Origin of the sequence: Rhodobacter sp. (assembly GCA_020637515.1) — a bacterium.
GTDB lineage: Bacteria > Pseudomonadota > Alphaproteobacteria > Rhodobacterales > Rhodobacteraceae > Pararhodobacter.
This window is the reverse complement of sequence record JACKKG010000002.1, coordinates 146147-166984: the sequence shown is the minus strand read 5'-3', so window position 1 is coordinate 166984 and position 20838 is coordinate 146147. Positions and strand designations below refer to the sequence as shown.

Sequence of the window (20838 nt, the reverse complement as noted above, 5' to 3'; positions counted from 1 at the left end):
CAACGTCGAGATCGGTGGCAAGGGTCTGGTGCTGGCGCCAGTCTACGGCCCGCCCTTCGTGCGCGACAACGAGGGCGGCCGCCGCTATGCCACGATGGAGGACTTCCGCAACTTCGTGAAGCTGGGCTACATGTCCAAGTGGCTGCACCACTCGGGCGGGACGGTGTGCGAGCCGACGGACATCGCGGTGAACAAGCGCCACCTGGACATGCTGATGGCGCACATGACCCTGTCCGACAAACCCTATATGGGATCGGTCACGGAACCCGTGCGGGCCGAGGATTCGGTCAAGATGTCGAAGATCCTGTTCGGCGACGATTTCGTCGAACAGAACACCGTCATGACCTCGCTCATCAACATCAACTCGCCGCTGACCTTCGACAGCACGATGATGGGCGCGCTGGAGGTCTATGCGCGCCACAACCAGGCGGCGATCATCTCGCCCTTCATCGTCGGCGGTGCGATGGCGCCGGTCACGGTCGCGGGCACGCTGACCCAGGTGCTGGCCGAGGTTCTGGCCGGCGTCGCCTACAGCCAGTTGATCCGCAAGGGCGCGCCGGTGATCTTCGGGGCCTTCGTCACCTCGATCGACATGAACTCGGGCGCGCCGACCTTTGGCACGCCGGAAGCGGCGCACATCACCTATGGCGCGGGCCAGCTGGCGCGGCGCATGGGGCTGCCCTACCGCTCGGGCGGGTCGTTCTGCGGCTCGAAACTGCCCGACGCGCAGGCCGCATACGAGACCGCGAACTCGTTGAACATGGCGTTGCTGGCGGGCGTGAACTTCATGCTGCACGCCTGCGGCTGGCTCGAGGGCGGGCTGGTGTCGTCCTACGAGAAATTCGTGCTGGACGCCGACCAACTGGGCACGCTGCACCACCTGGCCAAGGGCATCTCGATGGATGACAACGGCCAGGCGATGGAGGCGATCCGCGAGGTCGGCCCGGGCGGCCATTATCTGGGCTGCGCGCATACCCAGGCGAATTTCAAGACCGCCTTCTGGCGGACGGATGTGCTGGATTACAAACCCTTCGAAACCTGGGAAGAGGAAGGCGCGCGCGACAGCGCGACGCTGGCCGATGTGCGGGTGAAGAAGCTGCTGCGCGACTATCAGGCGCCGGCGCTGGACCCGGCCATCAACGAGGCGCTTGCCGCCTATGTCGCCCAGCGCAAGGCGTCCGAGCCCGACGCCTTCGGCTGACGCGCGGGCGGTCACGGCACACCGCGAGGCACTGGAACGGGGGGCTCTGGCCCCCCGTTCGCGTGTCAGTTCCCGGGCAGCAGCTTGCCGGGGTTCATCAGCCCGTCCGGGTCCAGCGCGGCCTTGATCGCGCCCATGACGTCCCAGCCGTCGCCGTGTTCCTTGCGCATGTATTTGGTTTTTCCCAGGCCGATGCCGTGTTCGCCCGACACGGTGCCCCCCAGCCTGAGCGCGCGTTCGGCCATGTTCCCGGCCAGCCGCTGGGCCGTCGCCCATTCCGCCGCGTCGCCCGCGCGCGGCAAGAGCAGCGCGTGGAAATTGCCGTCACCCACATGTCCGACGATCGGCCCGGGAATGCCCGAAGCGGCGATCTCGGCCGCGGTTTCCTCGACCGCCTCGGCCAGGCGCGAGATCGGCACGCAGATGTCGGTCGTCACCGGGTCCGATCCCGGGAACGCCTGCAAGGTAAAACGATAGGCGTTGTGCCGCATGGCCCACAGGGCCGTGCGTTCCTCGGCCTTGGCCGCCCAACGGAAATCCTGCGCGCCGAATTCGGTGGCGATCTCGGCAAAGCGCTGCACCTGTTCCTCGACCCCCTGGGTCGATCCGTGGAATTCGACCATCAGGTGCGGGGCGTTCGGCCAGCCGGTGCTGGCCGCGCGGTTGAAGGCGGCGGCGGCGGCGGCATCGACGAATTCGATCCGCGCCATGGGAATGCCCGACTGGATCGTCGCGATCACCGCGTCCACCGCGCCCGCCATGCTGTCAAAGGCGCAGACCGCGGCGCGCACGGCCTCGGGCTGGCCATGCAGCTTCAGCGTGACCTCGGTAATCAGGCCCAGCGTGCCCTCGGCGCCGACGAACAGCGCCGTCAGGTCATACCCGGTCGAAGATTTCGGCGCCCGCGTGCCGGTGCGGATGACGCGGCCGTCGGCCAGCACCACCTCGAGCGCCAGCACGTTCGCGCGCATCGTGCCGTAGCGCACCGCGGTCGTGCCCGACGCCCGGGTCGAGGTCATCCCCCCGAGCGAGGCGTTCGCACCGGGGTCGATGGGAAAGAACAGGCCCGTGGACCGCAGTTCGGTGTTGAGCTGTTCGCGCGTGACCCCGGGCTGGACTGTGACCACCATGTCCTCGGGGGCGATGTCGAGCACGCGATTCATGCGGTTGAAATCCACGGTAACGCCGCCCCGGGGCGCCAGCGCGTGCCCTTCGAGCGAGGTCCCGGCGCCCCAGCCGATCAGCGGCAGGCCGGCGGCGGCGCAGATCCGCACGATCGCGGCCACCTCGTCGGTGGTTTCGGGATAGACCACGGCATCGGGGGGCATGTCGTTGAAATGGCTTTCGGACCGCCCATGCAGATCACGATCGGATTGCGAGCGATTCAGGCGTTCGCCCAGAAGCGTGCCAAGCGCGGCAAAGGCGTCGTCGGCGGTCGTGGTCATGTCGGTGCCCCCCAAGTGTCTGTCGGGGAAGCCTAGCGCGCAGCGGTTCCGCGCGCCAGCCGGTCGCGTCGCTCAGCGGCCGCAGAGATAGCCATAGGATACCGCGTCACGCCCCGGCGCGGTAAAGGCGATATGATCGAGCTGCGCACCATAGCTGACCAGCTCGATCGGCACCACGCTGTCGGGAGCGATGCGCATTTCAACGGTCTTGCCCTCGATCCGGTAGCTGACCGGCAACGCGACACCGCCGGTTTCCAGTTGCAGGAACAGACCGTAATCCAGCGTCACCGGGTCGCTGCATTCGGAGGGCGCGGTGCCCGGGCTCAGGCGAATCGGTTCGGGGCGCAGGGTCCAGCGGCCGACCAGGAAATTCGGCGGGGCCTGGTGGAAATCCTCGTAGTTGTTCAGGATGCGGTATTCGGTGAGGAACGTATCGAAGCCCTGCGCCTCGCGCACCTGCGTCAGATAGAGCGCCGGATCGCTTTGGCGCAACTGGCGGAAATAGGCCTCGGCCCGGCCATCCATGGCGTGCAGCGTGCCGAAATAGACGACGCCCGCCAGCAAAAACACCCCCGCCGACAAGATCTGAACCCGACGCGGGCGCTTCAGGCGCAGGGATTGCGGGGTCTTCATGTGCTCTCTCCGGTTCCGGTTTCCTGGGCCGCGGGGGGCGCCCGTCCGTCAGACCCTTTGCATCTTCGGCCGCAAAGGCGTAGCTGAAAGGCATGATGTCCGGGGCGGTCGGCGGCCAGCCTGACGGGACCATAGCCCTTACCGCCGAAAACGACAATTGCCGGACTCTGCCGATGACCGATAGCACGACCAAAGACGCCGACGCCCTGTTGCACGGTCCGGACGACGACCAGCGGCGCGTGTCCGTCATCGCACTGAGCCTGATCGCGGTCATCATCGGCGTCGTGACCGGCATCGGCGCGATCCTTCTGCGCTATCTGATCTCGGTCATTCACAACTTCTTCTTCCTGGGGATCTTCTCGTTCAGTTACGACGCCAATATTCCCACGCCGCCTTCGCCCTATGGGCCGCTGGTGATCCTGGCGCCGGTGGTGGGCGGGGTGATCGTGCTGTGGCTGGTGCGCAACTTTGCCCCCGAGGCCAAGGGCCACGGTGTTCCCGAGGTGATGGACGCGATCTATTACCGTGGCGGCCATATCCGCTGGCCGGTGGTGATGGTGAAATCGCTGGCCTCGGCGCTGTCGATCGGGTCGGGCGCCTCGGTCGGGCGCGAGGGGCCGATCATCCAGATCGGCTCGGGGATCGGGTCGGTGCTGGGGCGCGCCTTTCGTCTGCGGCGCTGGCAGGTCATCACGATGGTCGCCGCCGGCGCGGGCGCCGGTATCGCCGCCACCTTCAATACACCGCTGGGCGCGGTGATGTTCGCCGTCGAACTGATGCTGCCCGAATTCAGCGCGCGCACCATGCTGCCCGTGGTCATGGCCACCGGCACCGCAACCTATGTCGGGCGCCTGGCCTTCGGCATGGAGCCGGCCTTTCAATTGGCCGCGCACCAGCGCCCCGATCTGTTCGTGCCGCTCAGCGTGGACATGCTGCCGCTTTACGTGATCTTCGGCTTCATCGCTGGCCTGGCGGCATGGCTGTTCGTCAAGGTCCTCTACCGGACCGAGGACCTGTTCGACAGCTGGAAGCTGAACCCCTACGTCAAGAACGTCATCGGGATGCTGGGGCTGGGCGTGCTGTTCTACGTCTTGTTGCAGACCACGGGGCAGTATCACACCGAAAGCGTCGGCTATGCCACGATCGAGTCGATCCTGACCGGCCAACTCGCCGCGCCCGGCTTCCTGCTGCTGCTGTTCGCGCTGAAACTGCTGGCGACGTCGGTGTCGCTCAGCGCCGGGGCGTCGGGCGGGGTGTTCTCGCCGTCGCTGTTCCTGGGCGCGGCGCTGGGCGGGGCGTTCGGCGGGTTGCTGGACCTGGCCTTTCCGCACCTGGGTTTTCACACGGTGACCTTCGCGGTGATCGGCATGGCGGCGATTGTCGGGGCCTCGACCGGGGCTGCGCTGACCTCGATCATGATGATCTTCGAGATGACGGGCGATTACACGATCACCGTCGCCGCGATCATCGCCGTGGTCTGCGCGCTGGGAATGCGGCGCAAACTGTCCGAGGACGACATCTACACCACCAAGTTGACCCGCCGCGGCCACCACATTCCCCGCGAAAGCCGGTCGCACAGCTTCTCGATCCGCATCATCCGGGAACTGATGCAGCCCGTGGTCGCAGTGCTGGAACGCAGCGAACTGGGCGACAGCGGGCAGGTCGATACCGATCTGGGCCCCGAGCGCGTCTATGCCGTGGTTACCGAGGGGCGCAATGTCGTCGGCATCGTGCGCGTCCACCCCGAGGACCCGACCAAACGCCACGGTCCGATCATCGCGCCCGTCGGCTACGCGCAGGAGTCGAGCTTTCTGCAACACGCCATGACCCGCATGGCCGACCGCGATCACGCCGCGCTGCTGGTGTTGCCGGCCAAGGCGATCCCGCGCCCCGAGAACGTCATCGGCGTTCTGACGCGCGATGCCATCGCGGCCTCGGTGTTGCGCGACTATCGCACCTGACCGTCTGCGGCGCCGGGCTGGACGAATCGCCGGGCGTCGCTTCTAACTGGCAGTGAAAACCCCGGAGCGTGGATCCGGGCCGGTGCAGGGTTGGGGTCATGGTTCGGTCATTCGTGCGTCTTGCCAGCCCTGGGGGCCACTTCCGGCGATGAAGTTGCCCCTGACCGAGTCCGCCTGGCCCCATCGCCCGACCCTGCGCCAGACCTGGCGCACGCTGCGCCACAGTGGTCCGGCGCAGGCGCGGTTCTGGTTCATCGCGCTGATGATCGGCGGCCTGGCGGGGCTTGCCGCGCTGCTGTTCCGGCTGGGGATCGAGCGTCTGCAACGCGTGATCTACAACACCCAGGACGTCGCGCATCTGCACAGTTTCGCGGCCACGCTGCCCTGGTATCACCTGGTGTGGCCGCCCGCGCTGGGGGGGCTGGCGGTCGGACTGATCCTGCACCGGTTCACCCCCGACGGCCGGGTGCGCGCGGTCGCCGACGTGATCGAGGGCGCGGCGCTGCGCAATGGCCGGGTCGAGATCCGCGAGGGGGTGGCCTCGGCGGCGGCGTCGCTGATCACGCTGGGCACGGGGGGATCGTCGGGGCGCGAGGGGCCGGTCGTGCACCTGGCGGCAACGATCTGGACCTGGGTTGCCAGCCGTATCGACGCGGACGGCATCACCGGGCGCGACCTGCTGGGCTGCGCGGTGGCGGGGGCGGTGTCGGCGTCGTTCAATGCGCCCATCGCCGGCACGATCTTTGCGATGGAGGTGGTGCTGCGCCACTATGCGCTGCACGCCTTCGCGCCGATCGCCATTGCCTCGGTCATGGGCACGGTGGTGAACCGGCTTCAGTTCGGGGACGTGGCCGAGTTCACCTTGCCGGTCAACACCATGCTGGCCTTCTATTGGGAATTGCCGGCGTTTCTGATCCTGGGGCTGGTCAGCGGTGTCGTGGCGGTGGTGATGATGGTCGCGATCTTCTGGGTCGAGGACATCGGCGACGCCGTGCAGGCCCGCACCGGACTGCCGCGCTGGCTGCGCCCGGCGGTGGCGGGGCTGCTGGTCGGGGTGCTGTCCCTCGTCTCGCCGGCGGTGATCGGTATCGGCTACGAGGTGACGACCTGGGCCCTGACCGGGCAGTTGACGCTGGCGGCAGCCGTGGGCATTGCCGTGGCCAAGGTGGCGGCGGTGTCGATCACGCTGGGCGGGCGCATGGGGGGTGGCATCTTCTCGCCGGCGCTGGTGGTGGGGTCGCTGACGGGGCTGGCCTTTGGCCTGATCGCCACCGACCTGATCCCCAGCTTTTCCGGCAGCGCCACGACCTATGCCCTGGCCGGGCTGGGCGCGGTGGCGGCTTCGGTGCTGGGGGCGCCGGTTTCGACCACGCTGATCGTCTTCGAACTGACCGGCGACTGGCAGACCGCGATCGCGGTGATGGCGGCGATCTCGACCGCGACGGCGGTTGCCAGCCGCTTTGTGAAACGCTCGTTCTTTCTGTCGCAACTGGCGCGGCGCGATGTGCGCATCGCCGAGGGGCCGCAGGAATATCTGCTGCAAATGGTCGGCATCGCGCATGTCACCCACCGGCCGGGCACGCCCGGCACGCCCGACCTTGCCGCCTTGGCCGAGATGGTCGCGCAAGGCCTGTCGCTGGATTCCGGCGCCCGGCTCAAGTCGGCCCTGCGCCTGTTCGAGGACCGGGGCGCGACCTTGTTGGCGGTCACCGTCGCCGGGCCCGAGGGCACGCCGGTGCCGATCGGCAGCCTGAGCCACGTGGACGCGCTGAAAGCCTTCAACCAGGCGCTGGCCGCGACGGCAGCCGAGGAACACTCGTAACCGCGCCTAGTCACGGGCGAGCGGGTGGTGATCCATCACCAGCGCGCGCAGGCGGTCGTCCAGAACGTGGGTATAAATTTCGGTCGTGCCCAGGTCCGCGTGCCCCAGCAGGGTCTGGATCACCCTGAGATCCGCACCGCCGGCCAGAAGATGCGTGGCAAAGGCGTGGCGCAGCACATGCGGGCTGACGCGCTCGGGGTCCAGACCGGCGCGGGCCGCGACCTCTTTGACCAGGCCGTGAAAGCGAACGCGGGTCATGTGCCCCTCGGCGCCGCGCGCGGGGAACAGGAATTTCGACGCGGCGCCGCCTCTGGCGCGAAGCGCGGCCTCGGCCGCGTCGCGATGCGTCAGCCAGACGGCGGCGGCGGTGCGCGCGGGATCGGACAGCGGCACCATGCGGTCCTTGCCGCCCTTGCCGCGCACCATCAGCATTTCGGGCGCGCCGCGCAGTGCCGCATGGGGCAGGCCGACCAGTTCGCTGACCCTGAGCCCGGCGGCATAAAGCAGTTCGAACAGGCAGGCGTTGCGGGCGCGGGTGGCGGGGTCCGCGCCATGGTCGCGCGCGCAGTCCAGCAGCCGCGACACTTCGGACTCGGTCAGGGTTCCGGGCAGACGCCGGGCCCGACCCGGCCCGTCAATGCGCAGCGCCGGGTTGTCGGCGCGCGTGCCCTCGTCATGGGCGAAGCGGTAGAATTGCTTCAGGGACGACAGCCGTCGCGCCCGGGTCGCCCGGGCCATGCCCTCGGCATCCAGCGCGACCAGGTAGGATTCGAGATCGTCCTGTGTCGCGGTTTCCAGCGTGCGGCCGCGATCCGCCAGCCAGTCCGAGGCATGGCCCAGATCGCGCCCATAGGCCAGAAGCGTGTTGCGCGCGGCGCCCTTTTCGGCGGCGATCGCCTCGAGAAAGGCCGAGATCCATCGCGAGTCGCCGGCCCCCGGCATCAGCCGCGCCGCTCCAGCAGCAGGCTTTGCAGCGCCACCTGCCGCGCCGCATCCTCGAGCCCCATTGCCCTGAGCGCGGCCAGCCCCTGCGCCAGCAGGCGCGGGTCGCCGGGCCCGCCCAGATCGGCCAGCGTGCGCAGGATTTCTTCGCCCAGGCGGCCCTGGGCCAGACGGTCGGCCAGGCCATCGGGAAGGGGTGGTTCGGGGCCAAAGGCCAGCGCGACGGCCTCGGCCAACTCGCCCGGCATTTCGCCCGCGCGCGCCGGGTCCGTCCCGCGCGCAAGGGCCGCCAGAAAGGCGTCCTCAGGGCTGGCGCGCCCGGGGTCGAGACCCAGCGCCACAAGCTCGTAATCGTTGGTCAGCAGCCCCATGCGAAAGGCGATCGCGCGCGCGTCGGGCGGCAGGGCCATCTGCCCCAGGGCGCGCCCGAACAGGTCGGCGGCGGCGACCTCGAGCTCGCCGGCCTGGATCAGCGGCCAGGCGGCGACCAGTGCGCGGCCTGCGGCCTCGGCGTCGTTCGCGCGCAGGGCCGTGTCCAGCGCCTGAACCGCGCTGACCCGTTCCCAGATCCCGCCCGACGCCGCCGCCCGCCGTTCGGTATACAACCCCAGCAGGCGGTTGGGGGGCAGCGCGCCGGCCCGCACCAGGCGTTCGGCGCTTTCGATCTGCGCGCGCCAGCCGATGGTGCCGCGCAGGTCGGCATGGGCATAGGCCACCGGCAGGCCCAGGGTCGGGATCGCGTCGCCCGTCGCCTCGCGCAGGCGCCAGGTCAGCGGCTCGGGCGTGCCCGCCGGCGGAGGAAGCAAGGTGACCGCGCCGGGCAGACTGTCCTCGTCGTTGAGGAACTGCGCCAGCAGGTCGGCCAGATAGGGGGCGATGCGGCCGCTTTCGGTCGCCGCCACCAGGCGCGCGTCGGCGGCATCCCATTCGCCCGCACGCGATAGGCAGAACACCAGCGCCGCGTCGTCACCGATCGGAGGTTCGGGGCGCAGGACGGGCGGGCAGGCCGCGTGTTCGTCGCCCAGAAGCAGGCCGATGTCGAACCGCCTGAGCCTGAGCACGGGCTCGGGCGAATCCAGCGTGTCGAGCAGCGCCGCCGCCTGGTCGAGCGCACCGAATTCCACCAGCTTGTCGATCCGCGCCAACAGGAAATCGGGCGAGGCGCTGAGCGCGCCCGCGGTGGGCAGCGGCGCGGTGAATTCGGCCAGCAGCAGGCGCAGGCTGAGGTCGCGCAGCGCCGGCAGCATGTCGGTGGGCAGGTCCAGGATCAGGTCGGCCAGCGTCCCGGCGGGGGTGGGGCCCCAGATCGCCTCGGGCAGGCCGACACGGGCGGCGGGATAAAGGCCGACGGCCTCGGGCCGCAGGGCGTCGAGCGCGCGCACCGAGATCGCGCCCGCGTCGGCGCCCGCGTTGGGCGGCGTCACCGGATAGGCGCCGGGTTGCGGCGCGCTGCCGGACTGGCGCAGCCAGTCGATGGCGGACAGCGGCGATCCGCTTTGCGCCAGGCCCATGCCGGGCGCGCAGAGCAGCGCCACCGCCACCAGGGCGCAAGCCGAATCGACCAGGGTGCCCAGGCGCGCCATCGGCATCAGCCCTGCGGCAATTCGACCGGCAGGCTGCGCGGTTCGGGTTGGCGGCTGAGGTCGCCGAAATAGGCGAAGGCCAGGAACCCCACGCCACCCAGCAGCACCAGGAGCAGCACCAGGCGCAGCAGGTAGCCGATCACGCCGGGGCCGTCGTCGTATCGGGACATGGGGGTCGTATCCTTCGCTCTTGGTCCTCGTTCGGGCATGCACGCCACCCGTTCACGCGTTTTATAACTGGAACTCGGCGCGAGATCACGCCATTCAGGGACACAAAGCGAAAAATCGCCCGCTTGTGATGCGGGTCCGGGACGGGGTCATGCGTGCGACGCTGAAAAAGACGGTGGTCATGGTAGGGATGATGGGGGCCGGAAAATCCGCGGTCGGCAAGGCGCTGGCGACGGATCTGGGGGTGCCGTTCCTCGATTCCGACGCCGAGATCGAGCGCGCCGCCAATGCCACCATCGCCGAGATCTTTGCCCGCGACGGCGAGGCCTTCTTTCGCGACAAGGAGGCCCAGGTCATCGCCCGCCTGCTGGATGGCACGCCCTGCGTGCTGTCGGTCGGGGGCGGCGCATTCCTCAGGGCCGAGACGCGCGCGCGGATCTCGCGCGACGGGGTGTCGGTCTGGCTGAAGGCGGATATCGAAACGCTGTGGCAGCGCGTGCGGCGAAAGGATTCGCGCCCGCTGCTGCGCACGGCCGATCCCCGGCGCACCCTGGCCGAACTGATGCAGGCGCGCGAGCCGGCCTACGCGCAAGCCGACCTGACCGTGCTGACGACAGCCGATTATGCCATTGAAACCACGTCGCAAAAAGTGATCGAGGCGCTGGCCTCGCGCGCCGATGTGCTGACCCTGACCTGACCCCGGAGACCCGCCATGACCGCCCCCGCCGTCGATACCGTGCCCGTCCGATTGGGCGAGCGGTCCTATGAGGTGCGCGTGGGCCAGGGGCTTATCGCCCGCGCCGGGGCCGAGATCGCGCCGCTGCTGCGCCGCAAGCGGGTGGCGATCGTGACCGAGGAAACGGTCGGCGCGCTGCACCTTGCGCCGCTGCGCGCCGCGCTGGCCGAGGCCGGCCTCGCCGCCGAGGCGCTGGTGTTGCCTCCCGGCGAGGGGACCAAAAGCTGGTCCCATTTCGAACGCACGGTCGAATGGCTGCTGGAATCCAGGATCGAGCGCAGCGACATGGTGGTTGCGCTGGGCGGCGGCGTGATCGGCGATCTGGTGGGATTCGCCGCGGCGGTGATGCGCCGCGGCGTGCGCTTCGTGCAGATTCCGACCAGTCTGTTGGCGCAGGTGGACAGTTCGGTGGGAGGCAAGACCGGGATCAACACGCGACAGGGCAAGAACCTTGTCGGCGCGTTTCACCAACCCAGCCTGGTGCTGGCCGATATCGACGCGCTGGACACGCTGCCGGCGCGCGATTTCCTGGCGGGCTACGGCGAGGTGGTGAAATACGGGCTGCTGGGCGATGCGCGCTATTTCGAATGGCTGGAAACGCATGGCCCGGCGCTGGCCCGCGGCGACAAGGCGCTGCGGCAAGAGGCCGTGCGCCACGCGGTGGCGATGAAGGCCGGGATCGTCGAGCGGGACGAGACCGAGCAGGGCGAACGCGCGCTGCTGAACCTCGGGCACACCTTTGGCCATGCTTTGGAAAACGCCACCGGCTACAGTGATCGGCTGCTGCATGGCGAGGGGGTGGCGATCGGCTGCCTGCTGGCGTTCGACCTGTCGGCGCGGCTGGGCCTGTGCGCGCAGGAGGCCCCCGAGCGCGTCGCCGCGCATCTGGCCACGATGGGCATGACGCGGCGGTTGCGGGACATCCCGGGCGATCTGCCGGGGCGCGAGGCGCTGATCGCGCTGATGGCGCAGGACAAGAAGGTTCAGGACGGCCGGATGCGGTTCATCCTGGCCCGGGGCATCGGCGAGAGTTTCGTCACCTCGAACGTGCCGCGCGATGCCCTCGCGGCGCTGCTGGACGAGGCGTTGGGCGCAGCCTAGCCCAGGGTGCCGGCCTCAGGCGCGGGGGCGGCGGTTGATGAGGACAAGGCCGCCGATCAGCAAGGCCAGCGCGACAGGCGTGGTCGTGCCGACCGCCTCGCCCAGAAGGAGCCAGCCGAGCAGCGCGCTGAGCACCGGCGTGAGGAAGCTGAAGCTGGCGACGGTGCCCGCCTGGTAGCGGCCGATCAGCCAGAACCACAGCACGAAGCCGACGGTCACCACCCCCACCCCCTGAACCAGCAGCAGCACCGCCTGAAGCGCGTCGAAGTCGCGCACCAGTGGCAGGCCGAACAGCGGCGACAGCGCGCAGAGCAGGGGTGCCGAGATCACGACCTGCCAGAAGATCTGCGTTTCCGCCGCGCTCTGGCCGAAGCGGGTCTTGCGCGAGACGACGACGATGCCGGCCCAGGACATGCCGGCGACCAGCGCCGCCAGGTCGCCCAAAAGCCCGCCGTCGCCGCCGGTGCCGCCGCCGCGCCCGGTCAGCGACAGGACGACGCCGGCAAAACCCAGCAGGAAGCCCAGCAGGCGCACGGGGGTCAGCCGTTCGCCGGGGAACAGGAAATGCGCCGCCAGCGCCAGCCAGATCGGCATGGCGTAGAAGATCGACGAGGCGTGCACGACGCTGGTGTGATCGAGCGCGACGAAGAGAAACAGGAACTCGGACGAAAAGAGCAGCCCGGCCATCAGCCCCTCGCGCCACAGATCGGGGCGGAACGAGATCCCGCGCCAGACCATCCAGCCGCTGAGCGCCACCAGCGCCACGGCCGAGCGCGCACCCGCGAAGAAAGCCGGCTGCAAGCCGCCATTTCCCAGCTTGATCAGCACGTTGTTCACGCTGAACAGCACGGCGAGGCCGAGCATCATCCAGAAGCCGGCAGTATCGAGGGAGCGGCGCTGCAAAAAGGACCTCCTGGTGGTGAACCTGTGAATTATCGCCTCGACTGAACCGCGCGCGCGTGGCAGGGTCAAGCCCGTTTCGCCCGTTCGCGCGCCCCATGATCCAAGGACCACCGCCATGAATCGCCTGCAAGGCCCTTTGATGATGGTCCTGTCGATGGGGGGATTCGCGTTGCAGGACGCGCTGATCAAGACCCTCGCGCAGCGGATTCCCGCGGGCGAGATCTCGTTGACCATCGGTTTTGGCGGCGCGTTGGTCTTTGGCCTGATGCTGCGTCGCCGCCGCCTGCCCCTGGTGAGCCGGCAGGCCGTGCGCGGGGCCGTCCTGGTGCGCAACCTGGCCGAGGTCTTTGCTGCGACGTGCATGATCCTGGGTGTGGCGCTGGTGCCCCTCAGCGTCGTGTCGTCGATCCTGCAGGCGATGCCCCTGACCGTGACGCTGGGCGCGGCGGTGTTTCTGGGCGAGCCCGTCGGCTGGCGACGCTGGAGCGCGATCGTCGTCGGGCTGGTGGGTGTGCTGATGATCCTGCGCCCTGGGGCCGGCGGTTTCGACCAACTGGCGCTGATCCCGCTGGCTGCGGTCTTCGTTCTCAGCGCGCGCGACATCGCCACGCGCAAGGTGCCGCCCGGGGTGGCGTCCCTGCAATTGTCGTTCTGGGGGTTTCTGGCGCTGTTTCCCAGCGGCCTGCTGCTGCTGGCGCTGCGCGGCGAGGGGCTGGTCGCGCCCGACGCGCTGGAATGGCTGATGCTGCTGGGCGCGACGGTATTCGGGGTTCTGGCCTATGCGGCACTGGTGATGGCGACGCGCACCGGCTCGATCGCGGCGACCACGCCGTTTCGCTATGCGCGGCTGGTCTTTGCCATGCTGCTGGGGGTGCTGGTCTTTGGCGAACGCCCCGATGGATGGATGCTGGCCGGCGCTGCACTGGTGGTTCTGGCCGGGCTTTATACGCTGATGCGCGAGATCGCGGTGAAGCGGCGCTAACGGTGGCGGTAACCGGCGCCCGCGCCCTTTTATCGCCACAGTGCACGCAGTATAGAGGCGCCAAACCACAGCCATGAGGGGCGCCAGAATGACCACCATCCTCGATATCATCGGCCGCGAGATCCTGGACAGCCGGGGCAACCCGACGGTCGAGGTGGACGTGATCCTGGAAGACGGCACCATGGGCCGCGCGGCGGTTCCGTCGGGGGCCTCGACGGGGGCGCATGAAGCGGTCGAGCGCCGCGACGGCGACAAGGCGCGCTACATGGGCAAGGGCGTTCTGCACGCGGTCGCGGCCGTCAACGGCGAGATCGCCGAGGCGCTGGTCGGCATCGACGCGACCGAGCAGGTCGCCATCGACCGCGCGCTGATCGAACTGGACGGCACCGAGAACAAGGGGCGTCTGGGCGCCAACGCGATCCTGGGCGTCTCGCTGGCGGTGGCCAAGGCGGCCGCGGATGCGACCGGCCAGCCGCTCTATCGCTATGTCGGCGGCACCTCGGCCCGCGTGCTGCCGGTGCCGATGATGAACATCATCAACGGCGGCGAACATGCCGACAATCCGATCGACATCCAGGAATTCATGATCATGCCGGTGTCGGCGGACAATATCCGCGACGCGGTGCGCATGGGCTCCGAGGTGTTCCACACGCTGAAGAAAGAACTCAGCGCGCAGGGCCTGTCCACGGGGTTGGGCGACGAGGGGGGCTTTGCGCCGAACCTGTCCAGCACCACCGCCGCGCTGGACCTGATCCTGAAATCGATCGAAAAGGCGGGTTACAGACCGGGCGAGGATATCCATCTCGCGCTCGACTGCGCCTCGACCGAGTATTTCAAGGGTGGCAAATACGAGATGAAGGGCGAGGGGCTGAGCCTGACCTCGGCCGAGAATGTCGAGTATCTGGCGAAGCTCTGCGCCGCCTATCCGATCATCTCGATCGAGGATGGCATGGCCGAGGACGATTGGGACGGCTGGAAGATGCTGACCGACGCGCTGGGCGGCACGGTGCAACTGGTGGGGGACGATCTGTTCGTGACCAACCCCAAGCGGCTGAAGCGCGGGATCGATGCCGGCGTCGCCAATGCGATGCTGGTCAAGGTGAACCAGATCGGTTCCTTGACCGAAACCTTGCAGGCGGTCGATATGGCCCATCGTGCGCGCTACACCAACGTCATGTCGCACCGTTCGGGCGAAACCGAGGATGCGACCATCGCCGATCTGGCGGTGGCGACGAACTGCGGGCAGATCAAGACCGGCTCGCTGGCGCGCTCGGATCGTCTGGCCAAGTATAACCAGTTGATCCGCATCGAGGAAATGCTGGGCGAGGTTGCCGAATACGCCGGCCGGTCGATTCTGCGCGGCTGATCCGCTGCCCGGATCGGGTGAAGAAAGCCTGAGGGGCGCGTCCGCGGGCGCGCCTTTTTTCCATAAAATGCTATGTGTTAAGAGGGAGTTAAGCGAGCGGCGCTAGGATTGGATCGTGATCCATCCACGAGGTTCGCCATGACCAGCCTCCTGTCCCCTGTTTCGCCCGTTGGCGCGGTGTCGCGCGACAGCCCCGCGCCCTCGGTCACGCAAGGCGCGCCCCGGCCCGCCGCGCCGCTGGAAAGCGCCCGCGCGCCCCGGCCCGTCGATCCCGCGGGCTTGTCCGAAAAGGCGCGCAACCAGAATATGCGCGACCGTCCCGTGGGGCCGCCCCCCAGTTTCGATGTCAACGTGCTGGAGGATATTCGCGCCCGTCTGGCCGACTCGGCCGCGCAGGCGCCCGGGTCACGCTGGCCCGCCGACACCGGGACAGCCAGCGCGGATGACGCCGCGCTGGAACCGGCCGGCGACAGCATCGACGCGCCGCCGCCGCATCTCCAGGCGCAAACGACGCCGCCCCCGCGTCACCTGGACAAGAAGGTCTAGCACCCGCGCCGGTTTCAGGCGGCGGCGCCCCTCCCCGCGCGGTGGGGGCGGCGAGGGGCCGGCGGGTCAGGGTGCGCGGACATCCACGGACACGTCCATGGAAAGCAGGTCGCTGGATCGGCCGTGGAAGCTGCCCGTCACGGGTGCGACCTGCTGGATCCTTCGCGCGACGGCGACGGGGATGAGATTGGTGGACCCGACGGACCGGTTGGTCGGGTCGAACGGGATCCAGCCCGCGCCGGGCACGAACACTTCGACCCAGGCGTGGGTTGAGCCTGCCCCAGCCGAGCCGACCCAGGCCCCCGAGGGGTTGAACAGATAGCCCGAGACCAGCCTCGCACCAAAGCCGAGCGTGCGGGCGGCCTCGGCGAACAGCACGGCAAAGTCGCGGCACGATCCCCACCCCCTGTCGAGGGTCTCGAGCGGGCCCTGCGTGCCCTCGGTGTCGCGGCTCTGGTAGGAAATCCCGGCCGTGATGCCGTTGCTGATGTCTTTCAGCAAGGCCAGCGTGTCCGTCGGCCGCGCCATGACAAACCGTTCGACCCAGCGCGACAACCGGCCCGTGTCGTCGGCATATTGGGGCATGACGAGGGCGCCCAGGTCGGTCAGATCGTCGGGGGCATAGACGAACGGATACGTCGCCGCGTCGGCGGCGATCGGGAACACGGGCCAGACCGGCGCGCGCAGATCCACGCGGGTGCTCGACCGGATCGACAGCATCCTTGTGGGGACGGCGAACTGCGCCGTCGCAATCGCGTTGCCGGCCACGTCGTGCGACCAGTCGATGCGGGCGTCGGGCCGGATATCGAGGTCAAAGGACGCCAGGCTGAGATCGCGGGTCTCGCGCGGGCGCAGCATCAGCCGGTGCGGCCCCAGGGGGACCTCGGTTCTGTAGCGATACGTGGTCGCGTGCGTGATCGTGACAGAGGGCATCGGCGCGACCTAGGCCCCCCGTCCGCCCGCGCGGCGCCGGCCCTGTCCGCTGCCCTCGGAAACCGACGAGCGCCAGGCCATCGTCCCCTTGCACCGGGAACAGATCCGCTGGCCGAAGCCTTCGCTCCAAAAGCTCGCGCGGCATTTCAGGCAGACTCGTTCGGCGGCGACGTCGGCCGCCGCCCGGGTCACCCCAAAGGGGGTGTCGGCTGATCTGGTCGTCATGTCCGCTCCTCGCGTTTTCGCAGTCGTTCCATGTCGCCCAAGGCGCGCTGGATGAGTTTCTGAAGGCGTTCCTCGCGGGCCTCGGGCGTCGTCGCGTAGCGTTCCAGAAGAAAGCGCCATTTTTCCAGGACTTCGGCCCAGGTCCGCGCAGGCCCCGCCCCCATATGGTGGTCCAGCCTGTCCAGACCCGGTTGCGGCCCCAGCGGTTCCGGGCTGTTCGCGGGGCGCCGCCGCTGTTCGGTCCGGTGCCGTTCGGCGGCGGACCTGTGGCCGTCCAGGGGGATCGGGTCGTCGGTCATTCGCCGATCCCCGGCCGCGCACTTCCATAGCGCGGGTCCCCGGTTCCGGCGTCCATCCCGCGCCGGCGCGCGCGCACCGGGTGATCCGACGGGGGGGCGTAAAGGTCGCGCAGGTCCCGTTCGGCCACGTCGTCCGCCTGCATGACAAGACGGATCATCGGGTCCGCCAGCATTTCCTCGAGAAAGAAATCCCTGAGCGGCTTGCCGGTCAGCTTGTCCCGGGCGACCGCGTGCTCCAGGTCGGCAAGCGGCACGGTCAGCGTCCGGCTGAGCCCGGGATGCGAGGCGCGCGGCGGCAACCGGACCACCACGGACGAGGCCCATGCGCCCGGCCCGATCCAATCCGCAGGTTTCAGCCGCTGGGTCTCGATCTGGTATTCTCCGGCGGGAAGGGTCTCGTTGAACCGCGACAGTTGAAAGGGGCGCAGGAAGACAGCGGTCGTCTGGATCGTGGGGGGCATGTGGGCTCTCCAGAAGAAGGGGGGACCAGGTCGGCGGGGCGCAAACGCCGACCCACGAGGCCGACCGCGCGCCTGGATCGGGACGCGCTATCGCCCAAGCACGCAGGCTTCGCCCGCGCGTTGAAAGCCGCGATCACAGCGCCAGCGGTTCCCGGATTGTTCGAGATGCGCGTTTTCCGGCAGGTCGATCCGCACGCAGGTGTTGTCCACGGGTTCAAACCCCCGCTCACAGCGCCATCCCGGCCCATACGAGACGGGGTCCAGAAAGGCGTTCTCGGGCAGCGCCACGGGATCGCAGCGGCCCGCGATCTCGAAAAAGCCCCGCTCGCAGGCCCAGGCGTCGCCGTAATCGGCATTGGTGAGATAGCCGTTCTCGGGCACGGCGATCGGAACACAGGCGCCGGAACTGGCCGTGAAACCGCGCTCGCAGGTCCATCCGGTGCCCGAGGGGTCGTCGGTGAGATAGGCGTTGTCGGGCAGGGCGATGGGCACGCAGGCCTCGCGTTCCTGACGGTAGCCGCGCTCGCATTGCCAGTCATAGCCCGAGGCCCGCAGGAACGCGTGTTCGGGCAAAGGGATCGCCACGCACGCGGTTCCCCGGACGTCTTCATACCCGCGCCGGCAGGCCCAGCCCGATCCATAGGACCGGCCCGTCGCATAGGCGTTTTCCGGCATCGCAATGGCGACGCAGGCGGCATCGCTGACCCGGTAGCCCAGCGCGCAGACCCAGCCGCCGCCGTAACGCTGCGGCTCGGCGTGATCCGGCACCGCGCCGGTGCCGTCCTGCGCAAGCGCCGGGCCCGCCAGCGCGATCACCAGACCGGCCGCCGCCCACATCAACCGGCTGCGGCCCCGCTTCGGTATCCGCGCGCGGTCAGCGGCCGAGACACCGCTCATCCGTTGTCGCCCGTGGCCTGCGGATCGGGAACGGCATCGACATCGAGCGAAGCCAGGCAGGCCTGTGCGAGGTCGCGGTTCGGTGCGTCGGTGCCGGGCATCGTGGCCCAGCCGGTCGCCATCAGCACGTCGCGACGCCGGTATGCCTGGGCCTCGCGGATGCCCGCAAGCGCCGCGGCGCGGTCCGGGTCGGCCCGCGACAGGTCCAGACAGACCGGCACCATCGCCGCGACGACGTTGTCGCGCGACATCGCCACCGCCCTGTCATGCGCCGTGCCGCCGGTCACCCAGCCGCCCCAGCCGAAGCCGACGATGCCGAAAATCGCGGCGCCGATCACGGCGCCATAAACGCCGGGTTTGACCCATTCAGGGGTTTTCATAGGACTAGTCCTCCTGCGGAGAAAGCGCCGCCTCGCTGTGAAAGCTGGCCCGGGTCGCAGTCAGCTGCCGGTGCAGCGCCGTCCTTGTCGTCTGACGCAAGGGGCCCGAGGCCTGCCGTCACGCCGCCATTTGACCCCCGCGGCCCGGGGACCGCCGGCGCGGCCGCTTCTTGGCCTGCGGTTTCGGCGCGCCAGAGGTCCTTGCCTCCCACGGATGGCCGCCGGCGATCTCGACCCGGGTGCCCAGCACCTTTTCAATGGCCTTGAGTTCGCTCACCTCGTCGGCGGCGCAAAAGGCGATCGCGCGGCCGCTCTGGCCGGCGCGGGCCGTGCGCCCGATCCGGTGGACGTAGTTTTCCGGCACGTTCGGCAGGTCGTAGTTGTAGACATGCCCGACGCCGGGAATGTCGATCCCGCGCGCCGCGACATCGGTCGCAACCAGCACGCGCACCGACCCCGCCTTGAACGCGGCGATGGCCCGGTCCCTTTGTCCCTGGCTCTTGTTGCCATGGATCGAGGTGGCCGCGAACCCGGCGCGGTCCAGGTGCTTCATCAACCGTTCGGCGCCGTGTTTCGTGCGCGAAAAGACCAGCGCCCGGTCGTTGCGGTGCGCGTCCAGCAATTCGATCAGCAGGTCCTGCTTTTGGTCCTTGGCGACAAAATGCACCGAATGGGTGACCTTGTCCGCGACCTTGCCCGCGGGCGAGACCTCGACCCGGACGGGATTGTTCAGGTATTGACGCGACAGGTCGGCCATCGCTTTCGGCATCGTGGCCGAAAACATCATGGTTTGCCGGTCCTTGGCGACCATCGTCGCGATGCGGCGCAGCGCGTGGATGAATCCGATGTCGAGCATCTGGTCGGCCTCGTCCAGCACCAGGAACCGGGTCTGGCCCAGATCGACGGCGCCACGGTCCATCAGGTCGATCAGCCGGCCGGGCGTCGCCACCAGGATATCGGTGCCGCGTGCCAGCTTGTCGGCCTGCGCGTTGATCGACTTGCCGCCAACGACGAGTGCGATGCGCAGATCGGCCGTCATGCCCTGAAGGCTCTGGACGATCTGGCTGGCCAGTTCCCGGGTCGGTGCCAGCACCAGTCCACGGGTCGAGCGCGGCGCCGGCCGCTCTTGCTGTTTCGACAGCGCGACGATCAGCGGGATGCCGAAGGCGGCGGTCTTGCCCGTCCCGGTCTGCGCGATCCCGAGAATGTCGTTGCCCTGCAACGCCTGCGGAATGGCCTGTTCCTGGATGGGTGTCGGTTGGGTCAGCCCCAGGGCTTCGAGCCGCGAGACCATGCGGGCGCTGAGCCCGAGTTCCGTGAAAGTCATGTCGATCCTTGACCGGACCATGCGTCCGGCGTCGCCGAAACGCGCGGCTGCGCGTTCGGTCGGGGTGCACCCGGGGCGAACACTCCGGCACCGCATTGTGCCCAGAGCCGCCTTGGGCGGCGTCCCCCCTTCGTGATGTGGGAAAACGGTGCGTCACGGCCGGGGGCGGAAGTGAACCCGCCTGCTCACGCGGCAGAGCGATAACGCAAGGTCTACATGGTGACCCATCGACCCATTGTCAATGGCGCAGCGCCCGCCGCGCCGGTTCGGGGATGAATTTTCGCGCTTTCGCGGGCACACCCCTTGCAACGGCGGGGCGCAGGGCCCATGTGAGCCGCGTAATCGTTTTTCTCTGCGACCTTCTGCTTCCGTTCAACCGGCTTCAGTCGTTCTCTCAGTCTGACTTTGCCGGGCTGCCGCATCCTGTGGGCAGCATCTGAACAGGAGACCACGGATATGGCCAATGGCACCGTGAAATTTTTCAATTCGCAAAAAGGCTTCGGCTTCATCGAGACGGACCGCGGTGGCAAGGATGTGTTCGTGCACATCTCGGCCGTGGAACGCGCTGGCCTGACCGGCCTGGCCGACGCGCAAAAAGTGACCTTCGACGTCGAAACCGGACGTGACGGCCGCGAAAGCGCGACCAACCTCGCCCTCGCGTGAGGGATCGCGGTCGGTGGGCGCCGTCTGCGCGCACCGTCCGCCATCTGCGTGACTCACACAGGTCAGGGCCTTGGACCGTGCCAAACGGCATGGCCCTGACCGATCCCCGGGGCGCCGAATGGGCAGGCCGGGATGAACCGGCCGGCGCTCGCCGCCGCGTCTGAGCAGGGCACGAGGGTCGAACCCCGCCCTGGTGGGCCGATCCGACAAGGCCCCGATCTGACAAATCCGCGCACGGACCAGGTCCCGGCGACTGTCGCCGCA

Annotated in this window: 20 protein-coding genes and 1 pseudogene; 9 read left to right on the top strand and 12 right to left on the bottom strand. The window is 68.8% G+C overall.

All coding sequences use genetic code 11. The features are described 5' to 3' along the window. On the top strand, window positions 1-1201 hold a 1201-nt coding region (locus H6900_16870; GenBank protein MCC0074951.1), incomplete at its 5' end, for a trimethylamine methyltransferase family protein. A 65-nt stretch (window positions 1202-1266) separates the two neighbouring features. Here H6900_16870 and H6900_16865 read toward each other — a convergent pair. Continuing rightward, window positions 1267-2646 (bottom strand): FAD-binding protein, encoded by a 1380-nt coding sequence (locus H6900_16865; protein MCC0074950.1) that lies wholly within the window; start codon window positions 2644-2646, stop codon window positions 1267-1269. Between the two features lie 72 nt (window positions 2647-2718). Further along, the gene (locus H6900_16860; protein ID MCC0074949.1) at window positions 2719-3279 is read right to left on the bottom strand and encodes a hypothetical protein; all 561 of its coding nucleotides are present in this window, start codon (window positions 3277-3279) and stop codon (window positions 2719-2721) included. 239 nt (window positions 3280-3518) lie between these two features. Between H6900_16860 and H6900_16855 the strand changes: the two genes are divergently transcribed. Together H6900_16855 and H6900_16850 are read left to right on the top strand one after the other, a co-directional pair. Further along, a complete protein-coding gene (locus H6900_16855) occupies window positions 3519-5240 on the top strand; it encodes a chloride channel protein (protein ID MCC0074948.1) in 1722 nt (573 codons plus the stop codon). A 148-nt stretch (window positions 5241-5388) separates the two neighbouring features. Continuing rightward, window positions 5389-7062: a chloride channel protein gene (locus tag H6900_16850; GenBank protein MCC0074947.1), complete on the top strand. Its 1674-nt coding sequence runs from the start codon at window positions 5389-5391 to the stop codon at window positions 7060-7062. A 6-nt stretch (window positions 7063-7068) separates the two neighbouring features. Here the strand turns inward: H6900_16850 and H6900_16845 are convergent, their stop codons facing one another. Genes H6900_16845 through H6900_16835 form a run of 3 tightly spaced genes read right to left on the bottom strand, consistent with a single transcriptional unit; the run spans window position 7069 to window position 9757 of the window. Further along, window positions 7069-8004, bottom strand: a complete 936-nt coding sequence (locus tag H6900_16845; GenBank protein ID MCC0074946.1) for a tyrosine recombinase — start codon at window positions 8002-8004, stop codon at window positions 7069-7071. Further along, entirely contained in the window at window positions 8004-9593 is a 1590-nt protein-coding gene (locus H6900_16840) for a hypothetical protein (GenBank protein MCC0074945.1), read from the bottom strand. The genes H6900_16845 and H6900_16840 overlap by 1 nt, the downstream gene beginning before the upstream one ends. Further along, the gene (locus H6900_16835) at window positions 9593-9757 is read right to left on the bottom strand and encodes a hypothetical protein (protein MCC0074944.1); all 165 of its coding nucleotides are present in this window, start codon (window positions 9755-9757) and stop codon (window positions 9593-9595) included. Before H6900_16835 ends, H6900_16840 begins: the two co-directional genes overlap by 1 nt. A 128-nt stretch (window positions 9758-9885) precedes the next feature. Here H6900_16835 and H6900_16830 point away from each other — a divergent pair, with 128 nt between their 5' ends. Then, the gene (locus tag H6900_16830; protein MCC0074943.1) at window positions 9886-10452 is read left to right on the top strand and encodes a shikimate kinase; all 567 of its coding nucleotides are present in this window, start codon (window positions 9886-9888) and stop codon (window positions 10450-10452) included. Between the two features lie 15 nt (window positions 10453-10467). Continuing rightward, a complete protein-coding gene (locus tag H6900_16825; GenBank protein MCC0074942.1) occupies window positions 10468-11592 on the top strand; it encodes a 3-dehydroquinate synthase in 1125 nt (374 codons plus the stop codon). A 15-nt stretch (window positions 11593-11607) separates the two neighbouring features. Here H6900_16825 and H6900_16820 read toward each other — a convergent pair whose 3' ends face one another. After that, window positions 11608-12459, bottom strand: a complete 852-nt coding sequence (locus H6900_16820; GenBank protein MCC0074941.1) for a DMT family transporter — start codon at window positions 12457-12459, stop codon at window positions 11608-11610. 151 nt (window positions 12460-12610) lie between these two features. Here H6900_16820 and H6900_16815 point away from each other — a divergent pair, with 151 nt between their 5' ends. From H6900_16815 to H6900_16805, 3 genes are all read left to right on the top strand, one after another. Continuing rightward, on the top strand, window positions 12611-13477 hold the full coding sequence (locus H6900_16815; protein MCC0074940.1) for a DMT family transporter: 867 nt from the start codon (window positions 12611-12613) through the stop codon (window positions 13475-13477). Window positions 13478-13565: 88 nt separating this feature from the next. Further along, on the top strand, window positions 13566-14843 hold the full coding sequence (gene eno / locus H6900_16810) for a phosphopyruvate hydratase (protein MCC0074939.1): 1278 nt from the start codon (window positions 13566-13568) through the stop codon (window positions 14841-14843). A 138-nt stretch (window positions 14844-14981) separates the two neighbouring features. Next, window positions 14982-15389, top strand: a complete 408-nt coding sequence (locus H6900_16805) for a hypothetical protein (protein MCC0074938.1) — start codon at window positions 14982-14984, stop codon at window positions 15387-15389. A gap of 66 nt (window positions 15390-15455) precedes the next feature. Here the strand turns inward: H6900_16805 and H6900_16800 are convergent, their stop codons facing one another. The 6 genes and pseudogenes from H6900_16800 to H6900_16775 all read right to left on the bottom strand — a co-directional run bounded on the left by H6900_16800 (window position 15456) and on the right by H6900_16775 (window position 19911). Next, a complete protein-coding gene (locus tag H6900_16800; protein ID MCC0074937.1) occupies window positions 15456-16322 on the bottom strand; it encodes a transglutaminase family protein in 867 nt (288 codons plus the stop codon). A gap of 221 nt (window positions 16323-16543) precedes the next feature. Further along, complete coding sequence (locus H6900_16795) at window positions 16544-16846, bottom strand: hypothetical protein (protein MCC0074936.1); 303 nt, start codon at window positions 16844-16846, stop codon at window positions 16544-16546. A gap of 95 nt (window positions 16847-16941) precedes the next feature. Then, window positions 16942-17307, bottom strand: a pseudogene (locus tag H6900_16790) (hypothetical protein). A gap of 87 nt (window positions 17308-17394) precedes the next feature. Continuing rightward, complete coding sequence (locus H6900_16785; protein ID MCC0074935.1) at window positions 17395-18204, bottom strand: hypothetical protein; 810 nt, start codon at window positions 18202-18204, stop codon at window positions 17395-17397. Beyond that, window positions 18201-18584: a hypothetical protein gene (locus H6900_16780; protein MCC0074934.1), complete on the bottom strand. Its 384-nt coding sequence runs from the start codon at window positions 18582-18584 to the stop codon at window positions 18201-18203. Before H6900_16780 ends, H6900_16785 begins: the two co-directional genes overlap by 4 nt. A 118-nt stretch (window positions 18585-18702) precedes the next feature. Beyond that, window positions 18703-19911, bottom strand: coding sequence for a DEAD/DEAH box helicase (locus H6900_16775; GenBank protein ID MCC0074933.1), 1209 nt, complete (start codon window positions 19909-19911; stop codon window positions 18703-18705). Between the two features lie 456 nt (window positions 19912-20367). On the opposite strand from H6900_16775, the gene H6900_16770 reads away from it, so the two are divergent. Then, on the top strand, window positions 20368-20574 hold the full coding sequence (locus tag H6900_16770) for a cold-shock protein (GenBank protein ID MCC0074932.1): 207 nt from the start codon (window positions 20368-20370) through the stop codon (window positions 20572-20574). Window positions 20575-20838: the final 264 nt, after the last annotated feature.

Excerpts from the sequence above, each read along its gene's own strand:
- H6900_16815 (MCC0074940.1), top strand. The coding sequence starts at position 12,611 with ATGAATCGCCTGCAAGGCCCTTTGATGATGGTCCTGTCGATGGGGGGA.
- H6900_16865 (MCC0074950.1), bottom strand. The coding sequence starts at position 2,646 with ATGACCACGACCGCCGACGACGCCTTTGCCGCGCTTGGCACGCTTCTG.
- eno (MCC0074939.1), top strand. The coding sequence starts at position 13,566 with ATGACCACCATCCTCGATATCATCGGCCGCGAGATCCTGGACAGCCGG.
- H6900_16850 (MCC0074947.1), top strand. The coding sequence starts at position 5,389 with ATGAAGTTGCCCCTGACCGAGTCCGCCTGGCCCCATCGCCCGACCCTG.
- H6900_16800 (MCC0074937.1), bottom strand. The coding sequence starts at position 16,322 with ATGCCCTCTGTCACGATCACGCACGCGACCACGTATCGCTACAGAACC.
- H6900_16840 (MCC0074945.1), bottom strand. The coding sequence starts at position 9,593 with ATGCCGATGGCGCGCCTGGGCACCCTGGTCGATTCGGCTTGCGCCCTG.
- H6900_16825 (MCC0074942.1), top strand. The coding sequence starts at position 10,468 with ATGACCGCCCCCGCCGTCGATACCGTGCCCGTCCGATTGGGCGAGCGG.
- H6900_16770 (MCC0074932.1), top strand. The coding sequence starts at position 20,368 with ATGGCCAATGGCACCGTGAAATTTTTCAATTCGCAAAAAGGCTTCGGC.
- H6900_16785 (MCC0074935.1), bottom strand. The coding sequence starts at position 18,204 with ATGAGCGGTGTCTCGGCCGCTGACCGCGCGCGGATACCGAAGCGGGGC.
- H6900_16845 (MCC0074946.1), bottom strand. The coding sequence starts at position 8,004 with ATGCCGGGGGCCGGCGACTCGCGATGGATCTCGGCCTTTCTCGAGGCG.
- H6900_16830 (MCC0074943.1), top strand. The coding sequence starts at position 9,886 with ATGCGGGTCCGGGACGGGGTCATGCGTGCGACGCTGAAAAAGACGGTG.
- H6900_16820 (MCC0074941.1), bottom strand. The coding sequence starts at position 12,459 with ATGATGCTCGGCCTCGCCGTGCTGTTCAGCGTGAACAACGTGCTGATC.
- H6900_16780 (MCC0074934.1), bottom strand. The coding sequence starts at position 18,584 with ATGAAAACCCCTGAATGGGTCAAACCCGGCGTTTATGGCGCCGTGATC.
- H6900_16805 (MCC0074938.1), top strand. The coding sequence starts at position 14,982 with ATGACCAGCCTCCTGTCCCCTGTTTCGCCCGTTGGCGCGGTGTCGCGC.
- H6900_16860 (MCC0074949.1), bottom strand. The coding sequence starts at position 3,279 with ATGAAGACCCCGCAATCCCTGCGCCTGAAGCGCCCGCGTCGGGTTCAG.
- H6900_16795 (MCC0074936.1), bottom strand. The coding sequence starts at position 16,846 with ATGACCGACGACCCGATCCCCCTGGACGGCCACAGGTCCGCCGCCGAA.
- H6900_16835 (MCC0074944.1), bottom strand. The coding sequence starts at position 9,757 with ATGTCCCGATACGACGACGGCCCCGGCGTGATCGGCTACCTGCTGCGC.
- H6900_16775 (MCC0074933.1), bottom strand. The coding sequence starts at position 19,911 with ATGACTTTCACGGAACTCGGGCTCAGCGCCCGCATGGTCTCGCGGCTC.